At 65.9% G+C, this 18,723-nt stretch carries 10 protein-coding genes; 9 read left to right on the top strand and 1 reads right to left on the bottom strand.

Annotation, left to right across the window (positions count from 1 at the left end):
* Positions 1-136: 136 nt before the first annotated feature.
* From glgB to ACNH6H_RS24620, 8 genes are all read left to right on the top strand, one after another.
* Positions 137-2,053 carry a 1,4-alpha-glucan branching protein GlgB gene (gene glgB / locus ACNH6H_RS24655; RefSeq protein ID WP_418320913.1) on the top strand — a complete coding sequence of 639 codons (1,917 nt, stop codon included), beginning with the start codon at positions 137-139 and terminating at the stop codon, positions 2,051-2,053.
* Entirely contained in the window at positions 2,050-4,083 is a 2,034-nt protein-coding gene (locus ACNH6H_RS24650; RefSeq protein WP_418320912.1) for an alpha-1,4-glucan--maltose-1-phosphate maltosyltransferase, read from the top strand. Before glgB ends, ACNH6H_RS24650 begins: the two co-directional genes overlap by 4 nt.
* 134 nt (positions 4,084-4,217) lie before the next feature.
* Positions 4,218-7,556 (top strand): maltose alpha-D-glucosyltransferase, encoded by a 3,339-nt coding sequence (gene treS, locus ACNH6H_RS24645; protein WP_418320911.1) that lies wholly within the window; start codon positions 4,218-4,220, stop codon positions 7,554-7,556.
* A 15-nt stretch (positions 7,557-7,571) separates the two neighbouring features.
* Entirely contained in the window at positions 7,572-8,255 is a 684-nt protein-coding gene (locus tag ACNH6H_RS24640) for a mechanosensitive ion channel family protein (protein ID WP_418320910.1), read from the top strand.
* 212 nt (positions 8,256-8,467) lie between these two features.
* Complete coding sequence (gene treZ, locus ACNH6H_RS24635; protein ID WP_418320909.1) at positions 8,468-10,297, top strand: malto-oligosyltrehalose trehalohydrolase; 1,830 nt, start codon at positions 8,468-8,470, stop codon at positions 10,295-10,297.
* Positions 10,294-13,236 (top strand): malto-oligosyltrehalose synthase, encoded by a 2,943-nt coding sequence (gene treY / locus ACNH6H_RS24630; protein ID WP_418320908.1) that lies wholly within the window; start codon positions 10,294-10,296, stop codon positions 13,234-13,236. The genes treZ and treY overlap by 4 nt, the downstream gene beginning before the upstream one ends.
* A 20-nt stretch (positions 13,237-13,256) precedes the next feature.
* A complete protein-coding gene (locus ACNH6H_RS24625) occupies positions 13,257-13,868 on the top strand; it encodes a rhomboid family intramembrane serine protease (protein WP_418320907.1) in 612 nt (203 codons plus the stop codon).
* Between the two features lie 34 nt (positions 13,869-13,902).
* Positions 13,903-14,265: a translation initiation factor Sui1 gene (locus ACNH6H_RS24620; RefSeq protein ID WP_418320906.1), complete on the top strand. Its 363-nt coding sequence runs from the start codon at positions 13,903-13,905 to the stop codon at positions 14,263-14,265.
* 175 nt (positions 14,266-14,440) lie between these two features.
* On the opposite strand, the gene fusA is transcribed toward ACNH6H_RS24620, so the two are convergent.
* On the bottom strand, positions 14,441-16,501 hold the full coding sequence (gene fusA, locus ACNH6H_RS24615) for an elongation factor G (protein WP_418320905.1): 2,061 nt from the start codon (positions 16,499-16,501) through the stop codon (positions 14,441-14,443).
* 253 nt (positions 16,502-16,754) lie between these two features.
* On the opposite strand from fusA, the gene dsbD reads away from it, so the two are divergent.
* Positions 16,755-18,704: a protein-disulfide reductase DsbD gene (dsbD, locus tag ACNH6H_RS24610; protein WP_418320904.1), complete on the top strand. Its 1,950-nt coding sequence runs from the start codon at positions 16,755-16,757 to the stop codon at positions 18,702-18,704.
* Positions 18,705-18,723: the final 19 nt, after the last annotated feature.

Raw genomic sequence — 18,723 nt, 5'->3', positions numbered from 1 at the left:
GCCTGCGAAGGCTCTTCCACTCTTGCTCCCGTTGCGTGCTTTCACTACGCTGCGACTGTAGCCGCTCCGGGCCGACGGTTTTCACGAACCAGGATCACCCTATGGCAAACGGCTTTCGGCTGGTGCACAATCCGCCATGATTATGATTGGTACAAATGTTTTTTCGCAGGACAATTTCGGTGAAACCGACATCCACCTGTTCCGGGAGGGCACCCACGCCAAGCTGCACAAGCTGATGGGTTGCCACCTGGTCGATGGCGGTGCGAAGTTCGCGGTCTGGGCACCGAATGCCGAGTGGGTTTCGGTGATCGGCGACTTCAACGGCTGGAATCCAGACAGCCATAGAGCCACCGCGCGGTCCGATAGTTCCGGCATCTGGCAGGCCGAGATCGCCGGCGTCGAAGCCGGTCACCGTTATAAATATGTCATCGGCACCCGCGACGGCGGCCGACTGGAAAAAGCCGACCCGTTCGCCCGCCATGCCGAGCAGCCGCCGGCCACCGCATCGGTGGCCTGGCGAGCCGACGACTATTCCTGGGGCGATGAATCATGGATGGCGTCGCGCGCCAAACACAATGCGCTCGGCGCACCGATCTCGGTCTACGAAGTCCACCTCGGATCATGGCGGCGCGGCGCCTCTGGTGAGCCGCTCGACTACCGCACCCAGGCCCACCTGCTGGCCGACTACGTGAAGCAGATGGGCTTCACGCATGTCGAACTGCTGCCGGTGATGGAGCACCCGTTCTACGGCTCGTGGGGCTACCAGACGACCGGTTATTTCGCGCCGACCTCGCGCTATGGCTCGCCGCAGGATTTCAAATACCTCGTCGATACGCTGCACCAGGCCGGCATCGGCGTGATCCTCGACTGGGTACCGTCGCATTTTCCGAACGATGCACACGGGCTCGACCATTTCGACGGCACCGCGCTGTACGAACATGCCGATCCGCGCCAGGGTTTTCATCCGGAGTGGAAATCGTCGATCTTCAACCTCGGCCGCAACGAGGTGCGGGCCTTCCTGTTGTCGAGCGCGATGTTCTGGCTCGAGGAATTCCATGCCGACGGCTTGCGCGTCGATGCCGTCGCGTCGATGTTGTACCTCGACTATGCGCGCAACCCCGGCGAATGGATTCCGAACCGGTACGGCGGCCGCGAAAACCTCGAGGCGGTATCGTTCCTGCGCTTCCTGAACGAGTCGGTCTACCGCGACCATCCCGATGTGCAGGTGATCGCCGAGGAATCGACCGCCTGGCCGATGGTGTCGCGGCCGACCGATGGCGGCGGGCTTGGCTTCGGCATGAAGTGGAACATGGGCTGGATGCACGACACGCTGAAATACATGCAGCAGGATCCGATCCACCGCCGCTGGCACCACGGCCAGCTGACCTTCTCGCTGATCTATGCGTTCAACGAGAACTTCATGCTGCCGCTGTCGCACGACGAGGTCGTGCACGGCAAGGGTTCGCTGATCGGCAAGATGCCGGGCGACGCGTGGCAGCAGTTCGCCAACCTGCGGCTGCTGTTCGGCCACATGTGGACCCATCCGGGCAAGAAGCTGCTGTTCATGGGTGGCGAATTCGGCCAGCGCCGCGAATGGAACCACGACGATGCGCTCGAATGGTGGGTCGTCGCCCAGGAGTCGACGCACGGCGGCGTGCAACGCTGGCTCGAAGACCTGAACCAGCTCTACCGCAGCGAACCGGCATTGCACGAAATCGATTTCGAGCCGGCCGGTTTCCAGTGGCTCGAGAGCAACGACAGCGAACAGAGCGTGATCAGTTTTCTGCGCAAGGCGCGCGATGGATCGCCGCTGCTGGTGGTCGCCAATTTCACGCCGCAGCCGCGCGACAACTACCTGGTCGGCGTGCCGCAGGCCGGCCGTTGGGTCGAACGGCTGAACAGCGACGCCACCGTCTACGGCGGCAGCGGCGTCGGCAACCAGGGCGGCGCGAGCAGCGTGCCGGTTGCCGCCCATCGCCAGTTTCAGGCGCTCAATCTGCGCCTGCCCCCGCTTGGTCTGCTGGTCCTGCAACCGGAAAGGAAGCCCTCGTGAGCGTTGCCAAACAGATTGTTCCGTTCACCATCGACGACGGCCGGATCCGCGTCGTCATCGAAAGCATCACGCCGTCGGTCGACGACGGGAAATTTGCGGTCAAGCGCATCGTCGGCGATCGGCTAGAGGTCGAGGCCGATGTGTTTGCCGACGGCCACGATGTGGTCGCCTGCCAGCTGCTGTGGCGGCGCGCCGGCCAGACCGAGTGGCAGCAGCAGACGATGCGCGCGCTCGGCAACGACCGCTGGAGCGCCGACTTCGTCGTCGATGAAATCGGCCGCTGGGAATATACGGTGCGTGGCTGGGTCGACCCCTTCCTGTCGTGGCAGCATGATTTTGCGCGCCGCCTCGATCCGGAAGACGTGCGCATCGCCGCACTCACCGGCGCCCAGCTGATCGACGCTGCGGCCTCACGGGCCGGAAAAGGCGCTGATGCGAAGGAGCTGAACAGCTGGTCTCGCGAACTCGCAAAAGCCGGCAAGGACAAGCAACTCGGCGTCGACGAGATCAAGCGCATCGGCATGGACGAGGCGCATTCGGCGGTTGCGCGCCGCCATCCGGACCTGAGCCTGGCGTGGACCCATGAGCGGATCTTTCCGTTGCTGGTCGAACGCGAACGCGCCCGGTTTTCGAGCTGGTACGAGTTTTTTCCGCGTTCGGCATCCGACGATCCGGCCCGTCACGGCACCTTCAAGGACTGCGAGGGCTGGCTGCCGTATATCAAGCGGATGGGTTTCGACGTCGTCTATTTCCCGCCGATCCATCCGGTCGGCCGCAGCCGCCGCAAGGGCAAGAACAACACCCTCGACCCCGGGCCGGACGACGTCGGCAGCCCGTGGGCGATCGGCGCGGCCGAAGGCGGGCACGACGCCATCCTCAACGAACTCGGCACGCTGAAGGATTTCAAGCAGTTGCTGAAGAAGGCGAACGACTGCGGCATCGAGATCGCGCTCGACATCGCCTTCCAGTGCGCGCCCGACCATCCGTGGGTCAAGGAGCATCCGGACTGGTTCCGCAAACGCGCCGACGGCAGCATCCAGTACGCCGAGAACCCGCCGAAAAAATACCAGGACATCTACCCCTTCGATTTCGAGACCAGCGACTGGCGGGGTTTGTGGGCCGCGCTGGCCGGCGTCTTCGAATACTGGGCCGCGCAAGGCGTGCGCATCTTCCGCGTCGACAATCCGCACACCAAGGCCTATCCGTTCTGGGAATGGGCGATTGCGCATGTGCGCAAGACCTACCCGGACGCGATCTTCCTGTCCGAGGCCTTCACCCGGCCGCGGGTGATGCATCGGCTCGCGAAGGTCGGCTTCAGCCAGTCGTATACCTACTACACCTGGCGCAACACCAAGTGGGAGCTGACGCAGTATTTCACCGAGCTGAGCCAGGGCCCGGGCCGCGACTATTTCCGGCCAAATGTCTGGCCGAATACGCCGGACATCCTGCCGGCTGCGCTGCAACAGGGCCAGCGCTCGGTCTTCATGGCCAGGCATGTGATGGCGGCGACGCTGGCCGCCAACTACGGCATGTACGGCCCGGCCTACGAGCTGCTCGAGCACAAGCCGCTGCGTGAAGGCGGCGAGGAATACCTCGATTCGGAAAAATTCGAGCGCAAGGTCTGGGACCGCTCGCGCGCCGACTCGCTGGCCGAATTCATCGGCGTGATCAATGCTGCGCGCCACGCCCACCCTGCCCTGCAGAACGACCACAGCCTGCGCTTCATGCCGGTCGACAACGACGCGCTGATCGCCTATGCCAAGCACGATCCGGAGCGCTCCGACATCATCGTCTGCGTCGTCAACATCGATCCGCACCATGTGCACAGCGGCTGGGTCGAGCTCGATCTCGAAGCACTCGGCATCGAGGCCGACAAGCCTTACCAGATGCACGACCTGATCACCGACGCCCGCTTCCTGTGGACCGGCCCGCGCAATTTCGTGCAGCTCGATCCGAATGTCTGCCCGGCGCACGTGATGCACCTGCGTGCGAAGGTGACGCGGGAAAATGACTTCGACTATTTCCAATAGGATGACCCACCCCCGTAGCGCCTTCGGCGCACCCCCTCGAGGGGGCGCATCCAGCGGACCGGCGGAGCCGGATCCGCGGATGCTGCTTGATCGGTGCCTGACGGCACCGCGGCGATAGCCAGCGAAAGGAAGCCGTGAAATCTGATACCGAGCTCGCCCATACCGTCGCGGTGACTCCTGCAGTCGACGCCGCCGATCCGCATTGGTACAAGGATGCGGTCATCTATGAACTGCACATCAAGGCCTATGCCGACGGCAACGGCGACGGCATCGGCGACTTCCGCGGCCTGACCGAGCACCTCGACCATGTGCAGTCACTCGGCGTCAATACGATCTGGCTGTTGCCGTTCTACCCGTCACCGCTGCGCGACGACGGCTACGACGTCGCCGACTACGAGGACGTCCATCCCTCCTACGGCACGCTCGATGATTTCAAGGCCTTCGTCGCCGAGGCGCACAAGCGCGGCCTGCGCGTGATCACCGAGCTGGTCGTCAACCACACCTCCGACCAGCATCCGTGGTTCCAGGCCGCGCGCAACGCGCCGAAGGGTTCGCCGGAGCGCAATTTCTACGTCTGGACGGACGACCCGACGCTGTATACCGGCACCCGGATCATCTTCACCGATACTGAAAAATCGAACTGGACCTGGGACGACGTCGCGAAGCAGTATTTCTGGCACCGCTTCTTCAGCCACCAGCCGGACCTCAATTTCGACAACCCGGCGGTCATCGACGCGGTGCTGAAGACGATGGAGTTCTGGCTCGAGATGGGCGTCGACGGCTTCCGGCTCGACGCGATCCCGTACCTGATCGAGCGCGACGGCACCAGCAACGAGAACCTGCGCGAGACACACGACGTGATCAAGCAGATCCGCCGCCGTGTCGACGAGAAATACCCGGGCCGGCTGCTGCTCGCCGAGGCCAACATGTGGCCGGAGGACGTGCGCGAGTATTTCGGCGACGACGACGAATGCCACATGGCATACCACTTCCCGCTGATGCCGCGCATGTACATGGCGATCGCGCAGGAAGACCGGCATCCGGTGGTCGAGATCCTCGCGCAGACGCCGGACATCCCGCCGAATTGCCAGTGGGCGGTATTCCTGCGCAACCACGACGAGCTGACGCTCGAGATGGTGACGAGCAAGGAACGCGACTACATGTACAACATGTATGCGGCCGACAAACGCGCCCGCATCAACCTCGGCATCCGCCGTCGTCTCGCGCCGCTGCTCGAGAACGACATGGAGCGGATCAAGCTGATGAACGGTCTGCTGCTGTCGATGCCTGGAACGCCGGTGCTGTATTACGGCGACGAGATCGGCATGGGCGACAACATCTTCCTCGGCGACCGCGACGGCGTTCGCACGCCGATGCAATGGACCAGCGACCGCAACGGCGGCTTCTCGCGCGCCGACCCGCAACGGCTGTACCTGCCGCCGATCCAGGATCCGATCTACGGCTTCGAGGCGGTCAATGTCGAGGCACAGGCACGCGAGCCATCGTCGCTGCTGGCCTGGACACGGCGGCTGCTCGCGGTGCGCGGCAGCACGCATGCCTTCGGCCGCGGCCGCTTCACGATGCTGCACCCGGGCAATCGCAAGGTGCTGGCCTATATCCGCGAATACGAAGACGATGTGATCCTGTGCGTGTCCAACGTCAGCCGCACCGCGCAGCCGGTCGAACTCGAGCTCGCAGACTGGAAAGGCCGGGTGCCGGTCGAGATGATGGGCCGCAATGCCTTCCCGCCGATCGGTGAGCTGCCGTACATGCTGACGCTGCCGGGCTACGGCTTCTTCTGGTTCCGGCTCTCCACCGATGCGCAGCCGCCGAGCTGGCATACCGACCGCCTGCCGATCGAGGATCTGCCGGTACTGGTGCTGTTCGACGACTGGAACAGCTTCTTCCGCTCGAAGGTCGTGCCATGGCGGATGGGCCTGGCCGACAAGACCCGCACCCAGCTCGAGGGCCAGTTGCTGCCGCGCTTCATGCAGCGCCAGCGCTGGTATGCAGCGAAAAACGAGGCAATCGTTAGGGCCACGCTGATCGACCAGGCCCGGTTGAACAAGGGCAAGACCGAGTGGCTGCTGGCCCTGGCCGATGCCGAGTGCGCAAATTCGAAGGCGCGTTATTTCGTGCCGATGTCGATCGCCTACGACGACGACGACGAGGAACACGCCCGCTCGCTTGCGCCGTTGGCGGTGACCAAGGTCAGGCAGCAGGCGAAAATGGGCGTGCTGGCCGATGCGATGGCCGACGAGATCTTCTGCAAGGCGCTGGTCGAGGCCATCGGCAAGCAGCAGGAATTCAAGTCCGACAACGGCCGCTTTGTCTGCAGCCGCGGCGCGACCTATGAAACGCTGGTCGGCGATTCTCTGCAAGGACCGCTGCCGCTGCACCGGCTCGCCAACAGCAGCAATTCGGTTTCGCTGCTCGGCGACCGGCTGTTCCTGAAGGCCTACCGGCATATCCAGAAGGGCCTCGGTCTCGAGCTCGAGATGGGCCGTTTCCTGACTGACGTCGTCCATTTCGCGAATTGCGTGCCGGTTGCCGGCAGCCTCGAATACATCGACGCCGACGGCGCGACCTGGACGGTGGCGCTGCTGCAGGCACAGATTTCCAATCAGGGCGATGCCTGGCAGTTTGCCGTCGAGCAACTGAAACGTCTGCTCGAGGCCGGTGACGGCGACAGCGAGGACGAAAGCGATGGCATCGAACCGATGGTCATCCGCATGCAGGTTCTGGCGCAGCGGATTGCCGAACTGCACGTCGCGCTGGCGCGGCGCACCGGCGATCCGGCATTCGACCCGGAGCCGGTCGAAGCGGCCGACCTCGCGCGCTGGAGCGAGACCGTCCACCGCGAAGCCGAACATACGCTGCAGTTGATCGAGTCGGCGCATGGCAACTGGCCAGCGCCGGTGGCGCAGCTCGCCGGCAAGGTGCTTGCCGCGCGCGAGCAGATGCTCGAGCGCATCGATCGGTTGCCGAGCGCCGACCCGGTCGGCCTGAAAACCCGGCTGCACGGCGACCTGCACCTCGGCCAGGTGCTGATCCGCCGCGACGATTTCCTGCTGATCGATTTCGAAGGCGAACCGGCCCGCACGCTCGACGAGCGGCGCGCCAAGCAGAGTGCATTGCGCGACGTTGCCGGCATGTTGCGGTCGTTCGACTATGCGCGCCACACCGCGCTGAACCAGACCGCGCCGACGCCGCCGGAAGTCGAACGGCTGGCGCCAATGGCCCGCGAGTGGGAACGCCGCGTGCGAGAAGGCTTCCTGAAGACCTACCGCGAGGTGGCGGTCGGCGGCGGGCTGTATGCCGACGACGCGGCGTTCGATGCCGCGATCGCGATGCTCGACCTGTTCGAGCTCGAGAAGGCGCTGTACGAACTCCGCTACGAAATCGACAACCGCCCGGACTGGATCGAAGTCCCGCTGACCGGCATCGCTGGCCTGGTCGGCATCGCTTCCTGAACGAGAGAATCTTCCATGCAAAACATTGATGTCGTGCTCGAGCCGGTGCGCAGCTTTCTGCAGCAGATCGGTCTGTTCCTGCCGCGCCTGGCGATTGCGATCGGAATCCTGCTGGTCGGCTGGCTGATCGCCAAGGCCTTCAAGCTCGCGGTCGTGAAGACGCTGCGGGCGCTGAATTTTCATGTGCTGACCGAACGCGCCGGCATCGACGGCTTCTTGCAGCAAGGTGGCTCGCGCCGCGATGCGACCGATCTGTTCGGTGCGATCGCCTACGGCCTGATCATCCTGGCCTCGCTGATCATCGCGTTCAATGGCCTCGGGCTGACGCAGGTCACCGACCTGCTCGGCAAGGTGCTGCTGTTCGTGCCGCGCCTGCTGGTCGCGCTGCTGGTGCTGGTTTTCGGCAGTTATTTCGCGCGTTTTGCCGGCAATGCGGTCGCCGGTTATTGCCGCAGTGCCGAGATCGGCGATGCCGAACTGCTCGGCACCGTGATGCAGTATGGCGTGCTGGCATTCGTGATCCTGCTTGCGGTCGACCACCTCGACATCGGCGGCGGGCTGATCCAGCAGACCTTTTTGATCCTGCTTGCCGGCGTCGTCTTTGCGCTGGCGCTGGCATTCGGCCTTGGCGCCCGGCACCGGGCGGCGACGCTGTTCGAACGCTGGTTCCCGCGCGACCGCGACCAAAAGCTGCGATGACGCGCGCGCCGCCGGCCGCGCTGGCCGGCGATGCGCGCGTGATGGCGATCCGGCGGTGTCCGGCATGCGCCATCGTCCGACAAAACCGGCCTGTTACCTGCTCGACAATGCCGCAGCCGACCACCCGGCGCTGAGCCGTCCGCCCCCGCCAGACGGTGCGTTCACCGGTGGCCGGCCGATTGCAGACCACCCAACCTGAGCCGAGCCGAACGATGAAACATGTCCACCAGATGCCTTTCGGTGCCCGCCTCGAATCCGACGGCAGTGCTGTTTTCCGACTCTGGGCGCCGAGCGCGTCGACGATCGAGCTGATCGTCGATGGCAACGACGGATCGCCGGTGGCGATGGATCGCCAGCCCGACGGCTGGCATCAAGGCAGACTGCAGCGAGCTGATGCGCAGACCCGTTATGCCTACCGTGTCGACGGCGACCTGGTGGTGCCCGATCCGGCGTCGCGGCACAACCCGGACGATGCCGCCGGCGCCAGCCGGTTGACCGACCCCCTCGCCTTCGAATGGCCTGATCAGCCGTGGACCGGCCGGCCCTGGCACGAGGCGGTGATCTACGAGTTGCACGTCGGCTGTTTCACCGAGGCCGGCACCTTCAGTGCGGCGATCGAACGCCTCGACGAGCTTGTGGCGCTCGGCGTCACCGCAATCGAACTGATGCCGGTCGCCGATTTTCCAGGCCAACGTGGCTGGGGCTACGACGGCGTGCTGCACTTCGCGCCGGACTCGAGTTACGGCACGCCGGACGATCTGAAACGGCTCGTCGTTGCCGCCCACGAGCGTGGGCTGATGGTGCTGCTCGACGTCGTCTACAACCACTTCGGCCCGGACGCCAACTATCTGCACGCCTACGCAAAGCCGTTTTTCAATCCGGATGTGCCGACGCCATGGGGTGCGGCGATCAATTTCGACGCCGAGCACAGCGAAACCGTGCGCAGCTTCTTCATCAACAACGTCTTGTACTGGATCGACGAGTTCCGCTTCGACGGGCTGCGCCTCGATGCGGTGCACGCGATGCACGACCGCTCGGCAACCCATTTCATCGACGAACTGGCGCAGGCGGTACGCAACGGGCCCGGCCGCGATCGCCATGTGCACCTGATCCTCGAAAACGACCTGAACGATGCCAGCCGCTTCGCGGTCGGCGACGACGGCCGGATGCTGCTCGCCAGTGCGCAGTGGAACGACGACGTCCACCATGCGGTGCACGTGATCGCCACCGGCGAGAGCGACGGCTATTACATCGACTATGCGCGCGAGCCGCTGCGGCTGTTCGGCCGTGCGCTGGCCGAAGGTTTTGCCTACCAGGGCGACCCGTCGGAGTTCCGTGATGGCGAACTGCGCGGCAGCCGATCCAGCCATCTGCCGCCACTGGCCTTCGTCAATTCGATGCAGACCCACGACCAGGTCGGCAACCGCGCGTTCGGCGAGCGGATCGCCGCACTGGCCGCAGAAGCGGGCCGCGACGATGCGTTGCGCGCGCTGCTCGCCTGCGTGCTGCTGGCGCCATCGCCGCCGATGCTGTTCATGGGCGAGGAATGGGCGGCGAGCACGCCGTTCCAGTATTTCTGCGATTTCCACGGCGAGCTGGCGCAGGCGGTGACCAATGGCCGGCGCTCCGAATTCGGCAAATTCGCCCGTTTCTCGGATCCGGAGGTTCGCGACCGCATCCCGGATCCGAATGCCGAGTCGACGTTCCGCAACAGCAAGCTGAACTGGGACGAGCGCAGCAGCGAGCCGCATGCCGGCTGGCTTGCGCTGTATACGCAGCTGCTGAAGATCCGCGCCGAGCAGCTGGTGCCGTGGCTGAAGGACGCGCGCAGCGGCAGTTTCAGCGCGTCGGAGGCCGGCACGCTGCAGATCAGCTGGCCGCTCGGCGAAGGCCGACGCTGGCACCTGCTGGCGCAACTGTCCGACGCCGCTGGCGCAGCAGACGCAGTGGGCAAGTTGCCTGGCAGCAGCGTCTACCGCAGTTTTCCGGCGTCCGCCGGGCTTGCCGCCTGGTCGGTGGCCGTCAACATCGAGTTTCCATGAGCAGCACTTCACCGACAGCCGGCGCCGCGCAGCGCCGCCAGCCCGCGTTTCCGCGTGCGACCTACCGCGTGCAGCTGCATGCCGACTACCGCTTCGACGATGCGACCGCGCTGGTGCCGTATCTGGCCGAACTCGGCATCAGCCACCTGTATTGCTCGCCGCCGCTGCGTGCGCGGCCGGGCAGCAAACACGGCTACGACGTCATCGACCACGGCCAGCTGAATCCCGAACTCGGCACGCGCGAGGATTTCGACCGGCTGGTCGAGACGCTGCACCGCCACGGCATGGGGCTGGTGGTCGACATCGTGCCGAACCACATGGGCGTGCTCAGCGGCGACAACGCCTGGTGGCTCGATGTGCTGGAAAACGGCGCGGCATCGGCCCACGCGTCGTATTTCGATATCGACTGGCGCTCCGCCGACCCGGCGCTGACCGGCCGCGTGCTGCTGCCGATCCTCGGCGACCAGTACGGCGTTGTCCTGGAGCGCGGCGAGATCAAGCTCGGCTTCGACGCCGAGCACGGCCGCTTCACGCTGTCGTATTTCGAGCACCAGCTGCCGATCGATCCGGTCTGCTACGGCGAGCTGATCCGCCGCGCGATCGGCCACCCCGATCTGAAGGAGACACGCGACCAATTGCAGGCGCTGGCCGACGCCTTCGAATGCCTGCCGCCGCACAACACGACCGATCCGGTCGCCGCGCCGCACAGGCAGCAGCAGAAAACCGCATTGAAAGCCCGCTTCGCGGCGCTGGCGAAGGCGCACCCGGCGATGGCCGCCGTCTTCAAGACCATCGTCGACAAGCTGAACGGCAAACCGGGCGACCGCGCCAGCTTCGATGCACTCGATGCCTTGATCGATCTGCAGCCGTACCGCCTCGCGCAATGGCGCGTCGCCGCCGACGAGATCAACTACCGCCGCTTCTTCGACATCAACGAACTGGCCGCGCTGCGGATGGAGTCCGAAGAGGTCTTCGAGGCGACCCACAAGCTGATCTTCGAACTGGTCGGCAGCGGCGCGATCGATGGCTTGCGCATCGACCATCCGGACGGGCTGGCCGATCCGGCGAAATATTTCCAGCAGCTGCAGCAGCGCTGCGCCGAACTGGTCGGCGCAACGATGCCGGAGCCCGGCGATGGCGACAAGCCGGCCGACTGGCCATTTTTTGTCACCGTCGAAAAAATCGTCGCACCGTACGAACAGTTGCCGCGCGACTGGGCCGTCCACGGCACGACCGGCTACCGCTTCGCCAACCTCGTCAACGGCCTGCTGATCGACGGCAGCGCAAAGAGCCGGCTCGATCGCGCGTGGCGCGCCTTCGTCCGCGACGAGGCGGTCGATTTCGACGACCTCGCCTGGCATTGCCGCCATGTCGTGATGGACGGCACGCTGGCCGGCGAGCTGACGGTGCTGAGCAATGCGCTGCTGCGGCTGGCCCGCGAGGACCGCCGCACCCGCGACTTCACGCTGAATTCGCTGCGTCAGGCGCTGTCCGAAGTCGTCGCGTCATTCCCGGTCTACCGCACCTACATCGTCGACAAGCCGAGCGCGCAAGACCGCAAATATGTCGACTGGGCAATCGGCAAGGCGCGTCGGCGCAGCGTTGCCGCCGATGCCAGCGTGTTCGACTTCCTGCGCCAGGTGCTGCTCGGCAAGCCGATGCCAGGCGCGCCGGCCGGCCTCGGCGAGCGTTACCGCTCGTTCGCGCGGCGGCTGCAGCAGTACACCGCGCCGGTGGCGGCGAAGGGTATCGAGGACACCGCGCTGTACCGGCACCAGCGGCTGATTTCGGTCAACGATGTCGGCGGCGAGCCCGATGTGTTCGGCACCTCGGTCGCGGCCTTCCATGCCGCCGCGAAGGAGCGCCAGCAGCACTGGCCGCTCGAGATGCTCGGCACCTCGACCCACGACGCAAAACGTTCTGAAGACGTGCGCGCGCGGATCGACGTGATCAGCGAACTGCCAGCGGCCTGGCGGCTGACGGTGCGGCGCTGGAGCCGGCTGAACCGCAGCCACAAGCGCACCGTCGACGGCGCAACCGCACCGTCGCGCAACGACGAATACCTGCTGTACCAGACGCTGGTCGGCAGCCTGCCGGCCGGCCCGCTCGACGACGACGAACTGGCCGAATACCGCCAGCGCGTCACCGAGGCGATGCTGAAGTCGGTGCGCGAGGCGAAGCGGCTGACGAGCTGGATGAACCCGAACGAGGCGTACGAGGCCGCGCTGACCGGATTTATCGAGGCGCTGCTGACGCGGCGTGAAAACTCGCTGTTCCTCGACGATCTGCAGGCCAACGCCGCGGTTTTTGCGTGGTACGGCGCGCTGAACGGGCTCAGCCTGGCCGTCGTCAAGGCGATGTCGCCAGGCGTGCCCGACTATTACCAGGGCCACGAGGCGATCGAGTTGTCGCTGGTCGATCCGGACAACCGGCGGCCGATCGACTACGAGCGCCGCCGCCAATGGCTGCAGCGTGCGCAGGCGGTTACCGGCGAATCCGACCGCCGCCAGGCACTGCGCGAACTGCTCGAGCAGGCGGTCGACGGTTCGGCGAAGTTTTTTGTCACCTGGTGTGCCTTGCAGGCGCGCCGCGACGAGGAAGCGCTGCTGCGCGATGGCGAGTATGTGGCCCTCGAGCTCGGCGGCGAGCAGGCCGATCATCTGATCGCCTTTGCCCGCCACGACGGCAAGCGCTGGCTGGTCGTCGTCGCCGCAAGGCTGTTTGCATCGCTGGATCTCGAAGTCGGCACCGCGCCGATCGGCGACGTCTGGCGCGACACGACGATCGCCTGGCCCGACGGCATCTCGCCGCCAGCCAGCTTGCGCGACGCGATCAGCGGCCGCACGCTGCAGCCGGCTGACGGCTCGCTGACAGTGGCCGAACTGCTGCGCGACTTTCCGGTCGCGGCGCTGCTCGGCGACGCGGCAGCCACGGGCTGACGGCGCGTCCGGACACCGGATTGGACACGCTGCTTGTTTCGCCGGCAGCCGCCGCGCTGCTGGCGATCATCCTGGTCGCCAGCCTGGTCGGCTTGAAGCTGCGGCCCGACCTGCTCGAGGCCGGCCTGTTCAGACCTTATTGGCTGCTACCGCGCCGCGAATATGCGACGCTGATCAGCAATGCCTTCCTGCACGCCGACCTCGGCCATCTGCTGTTCAACGGCATCACGTTCTGGGCCTTTGCATTTCCGCTCGAGCGGATGATCGGCAGCGGCAAATTTCTCGCGTTGTATTTTTTCGGCCTGCTGGTCAGCGATGCCGCGACGTGGCTCAGGCACAAACACGACCCGGCCTACCGCTGCCTCGGCGCATCGGGCGCGATCCTCGCGGTTCTGTTTGCCGCGATCGTCTACGTGCCGGGCGCGTCGATCTTCATCCTGCCGATACCGGTGCCGATTCCGGCGCCGCTGTTTGCGGTGCTCTACCTCGCCTACAGCGTCTGGGCATCACGCCGCGGCCGGGGCCGCATCAACCACGATGCCCATCTGGCGGGCGCCGCGGCCGGCATCGTCTTCGTCGCCGTCGTCGATACCGAACGCCTGGTCGGGCTCTGGCAATATCTGGTCCATTGACCATTGCCTCGCCGCCCGGCGACCCACCAACACCATGCGCAAGAACCAGGCCGGCGGCCTCGTCTATTCAACCGACAGCGGCCGCACGTGCCCGACCTGCCGGCAGGCGATTGCCGACTGCCGCTGTGGCGCGCGCACAGCCGCGCCGGCCGGCGACGGCATCGTCCGGATCGAACTGCAGACCAAGGGGCGCGGCGGCAAGGCCGTCACCGTGATCCGCGGCCTCGTGGCGACGCCACCCGCGACGATCGATGCGATCGCCAAGCAGTTGCGATCGGCCTGCGGCAGCGGCGGTACGGTCAAGGACGGCGTCGTCGAGATCCAGGGCGACCACCGCGATCGGGTGATCGCGCTGCTGAGCGCGCAGGGAATGAAGGTCAAGCGCAGCGGCGGGTGACGCCGCAGCCCGCAAGCGACTGCGGGAGGCTCCCTGCGGCGCGTCTTCCGTAGGAGGGGCTTCAGCCCCGATTCGGCCTTGAGGCATGCCTGCAAATCGGGGCTGAAGCCCCTCCCACAAGCCCACAAGCCCACAAGCCACTCACACAAACTGGAGGTCACTCCAGCCCACCCCCTCAATCGTCGTCCCGCAGCTTGCTCTCACTGACCAGCTGCTGCTGCAGCGTCGGAGGCACGGCCTCGTAGTGTGAAAACTCGATCGTGTAGCGCCCCTGCCCGCTGGTCAGCGCATTCAGCCGCGACTGGTAACTGGTCAGTTCGGACAGCGGCACCTGGCCGCGCACCTTGACGATGCCTGCCGATTCGTTGTCGGTGCCGGTGACGATGCCGCGTTTGGCCGACAGGTCGCCGGTGATGTCGCCCATGGCCTGGTCGGGCGACTCGATCTCGATCTGCACGATCGGCTCGAGCACGATCGGCCTGGCCTCGCGAATTGCGGCCATGAAGGCCTTGCGGCCGGCGATCGCAAACGCAATCTCCTTGCTGTCGACGCTGTGGTGTTTGCCGTCGTAGACGATCACGCGCACGTCGACCACCGGGTAACCGGCGATCGCGCCATGCTCGAGCACCTCGCGAACACCTTTTTCGACCGCCGGGATGAACTGGCCCGGAATCGTCCCGCCCTTCACCTCGTCGACGAATTCGAAGCCGGCACCGCGCGGCAGCGGTTCGATTCGCAGGAATACCTCGCCGAACTGGCCGGCGCCGCCGCTCTGTTTCTTGTGCCGGAAATGGCCCTGGGCCGGCGCGGTGACCGTCTCGCGGAACGCGATCCGCGGCGGCCGCGTGTTGACCTCGAAATGGTAGACGTCGCGCAGCCGCTCGATCAGCACCCGCAGGTGGACCTCGCCGAGCCCATAAACAACGGTCTCATTGGTCGTCGCGACATGTTCGACCTTCAGGCACGGATCCTCGTCGACCAGCTTGCCGAGGATGTCCCACATCCGCTGCTCGTCGCCATGGCGCTTCGGCTCGATCGCCAGGCCGTGCACCGCGGTCGGAAAATCGAGCGGCTTCAGGTGAATGTGGTCGTCTTCGGCGGCATCGTGCAGCACCGCATCGAAATGGATGTCGTCGATCTTCGCGACCGCCGCGATGTCGCCCGGTATCGCCCGCGAGACCTCGACGTGGTCCTTGCCCTGCAGCATGAACAGATGGCCGACCTTGAACGGCTTGCGGCCATCGCCGATATACAGCTGGCTGTCACGCGTGATCGTTCCCTGATGGACGCGGAAGATGCCCATCTTGCCGATGAACGGATCCTGCGTGACCTTGAAGACATGGGCCAGCACATGCAGCGACGGATCGGGCTGCGCATGCATCAGTTTGGCATCGGGGCCCTCGCCGTTCAGAAAATCCGGCGGGTTCGCCTCGGTCGGGTCAGGCAGCAGCTTGACGATTGCATCGAGCAGTTCCGGTATGCCGGCTCCGGTGCGCGCCGAGACAAAACAGACCGGGATCAGATGGCCTTCGCGCAACGCCTGTTCGAGCGGCGCGTGCAGTTCAGAGGCGTCGATGTCGCCATCGTTCAGGTAGCGGTCGACAAAATCGCCGTCGACCTCGACGACCTGCTCGACCAGCGCGCGGTGCGCCGCCTCGACCGAACCGAAATCGCTTTCGCCGCTGCGGTTGAAGAAGCAGTCGACGACGGCATTCCCGCCCTGCGCTGGCAGGTTCAGCGGCAGGCAGACACGGCCGAAGGTTTCCTGGATCTGCGCCAGCAAGGCCTCGAGCTCGACGCCCTGTGCATCGATCTTGTTGACGATGATCATCCGGTCGAGCTGGCGCGACTCGGCATAAGCCATCATCCGCACCGCCATCGGCTCGATGCCGGTGCTCGCATTGATCACGATCGCCGCCGTTTCGACGGCTTCGAGCGCCGGCAGACTCTGGCCGAGAAAGTCGGGGCCGCCGGGCGTGTCGATGAAGTGGATGCGGGTGCCGTCGTGGACCATGTGCATCACCGACGAATTCAGCGAGTGCTGCATGCGCCGCTCGAGGAGGTCGTGGTCGCTGACGGTGGCGCCGCGCTCGAGGCTGCCGGCCGCGCCGAGCGCACCCGAGTGCACCAGCATGGCCTCCGCGAGGCAGGTCTTGCCGGTCGCCGCGGCACCGACCAGCGCCAGCGTGCGAACGGAATCCATCTCGGCCGCAAGGCCGTTCGATCGGCTTGACATCTGGATAACTCCTTCGGCCGGCACCCGCAGCCTGGCCGTGTTGTTGGTGAGACAAAAGCGTGGCCGGCACCCAGCGTACGGGATTGGCCGATCCAGCACAAGGGCGCATTCCTGCCCCTGATTGCCGTGCCGCGAGACCCGGCCGGCCAATTCCCGCGTGCCGACGTGGCACCGGCGGCGCGCCGATAATCCGCGTTGTCCCATGCCAAACAGGCCGGCCGCGTGGCAACCGCGCGGCAATACCCACCATTCAATGACAAGAGCCATCGTCCAGACCCTGCGCAGCCTGATCGTCGCGGCGCTGCTGATGCCGCTGTTCGCACCGGCACAGACACTGACCGGTGCCGCCACGAGCACCAGCACGGCCGCGAGCCCTGCCGCCGAATCGCCGCTCGACGCACTGCGCGGCCTGCTCGGCGGCGCGAAGGCGCAGCCCGAGCTGCTGCCGCCCGATGAGGCCTTCAAGGTCGAGGTCTCGCCAGGCCCGGCCGGCACGCTGCTGGCCCGGCTGACGCCGGCGCCCGACTATTACCTGTACCGCGACCGGATCAGCTTCCGCGTCGCGAGCCCGGACGGCATCTCGGTGGCGAATGTCGCACTGCCGAAGGGCAAGGAAAAACTCGATCCGACCTTCGGCAAGGTCGAGGTTTATTTCCAGCCGATCGATGCGGTGATCACGCTCGCATCGGCAGCGCCGCTGCCCGGCAGCGTCGAGCTGTTCACGAGCTACCAGGGCTGCAACGATCCGATCGGCGTCTGTTACCCGCCGATCGAGAAAACCTTCACGGTCGCGCTGGCGGCTGGCGGCACGACCGCATCCGGCGGCGCCCCGACCTTCGGTGCGGCCGGCGGCGCCGCACCCTCAGGTGGCGGGCTCGCTGCGCTGAGCGGCGGGCTCGGCGGCGACGATGCAGCGATCAACGAATTGTTCGGCGGCAGTCGCGTCGCGCTGGTGGCGGCGTTTTTCGGCTTCGGCCTGCTGCTCGCGTTCACGCCGTGCATGCTGCCGATGATTCCGATCCTGTCGGGCATCATCGTCGGCCACGGCACGTCGATCAGCAAACGCCATGCGCTGGCCTTGTCGGCCGTCTATGTGCTGGGCATGGCGATCACCTATGCGATTGCCGGCGTGGCAGCCGGCCTGGCCGGCACGATGTTGTCGGCCTGGCTGCAGAACCCGTGGGTGCTCGGCGCCTTTGCCGCGATCTTCGTGCTGCTCGCGATGTCGATGTTCGGCCTCTACGAGTTGCAGTTGCCGGCGGCATTGCAGAACCGGCTGGCGGCGGCCGGCAGTCGGGTCAAGGGCGGCAAGGCGCTCGGCGCCTTCCTGATGGGCGTGTTGTCGGCGGTCATCGTCGGCCCCTGTGTCGCGGCGCCGCTGGCCGGTGCCTTGCTCTATATCAGCCAGACGCGCGATGTGATGCTCGGCGGCAGCGCGCTGTTCGTGATGGCGATCGGCATGGGTGTGCCGCTGATGATCGTCGGCGCAACAACCGGCTCGCTGCTGCCGAAGGCCGGCCCGTGGACCGAATCGGTCAAACGCGTGTTCGGCGTGACGATGCTGGCAGTGGCCGTCTACATGCTGACGCCGGTGATCCCGCTGGTCGTCCAGCAGGTGTTATGGGCCGCGCTGCTGATCATTCCGGCGATGTTCCTGCATGCACTCGATCCGTTGCCGCCGCAGGCGCCGGGGCACCGCCGGCTGTTCAAGGGGGTCGGCGTGATCGCGCTGCTGGTCGGCGCGGCGATGCTGGTCGGCGCGATGTCCGGCAGCCGCGACATCCTGCAGCCGCTGGCCGGGCTGCGCGGCGAAGCGGCGGTCGCGCGCAACGAACTGCCGTTCGAGACGGTGCGCAGCGTGGCCGAACTCGAGCAGCGCATCGCATCGTCGGGCGGCCGGCCGGTGATGCTCGATTTCTGGGCCGAATGGTGCGTTTCGTGCAAGGAGATGGAGCATTTCACGTTCACCGATCCGCGCGTGCAGGCCCGGCTGAAGGACAGTCTGTTGCTGCGCGCCGACGTCACCGCCAACAATGCCGATGACCGCGCACTGCTGGCCCGCTTCGCATTGTTCGGCCCGCCGGGCATCATCTTCTTCGACCGCGAAGGCCAGGAACTGCCGGTACGCGTCATCGGCTACCAGCCGGCAGACCGTTTTCTCGCCTCGCTCGATCGCGTCGCACTGGTTGCCCGCGCACCCTGAGGCGCGCAACGGCCACCGA

It is taken from the genome of Pseudideonella sakaiensis (assembly GCF_048320135.1).
GTDB classification, from domain to species: Bacteria; Pseudomonadota; Gammaproteobacteria; order Burkholderiales; family Burkholderiaceae_C; genus Ideonella_A; species Ideonella_A sakaiensis_A.
This window is presented reverse-complemented; position numbering and strand designations above follow the sequence as displayed.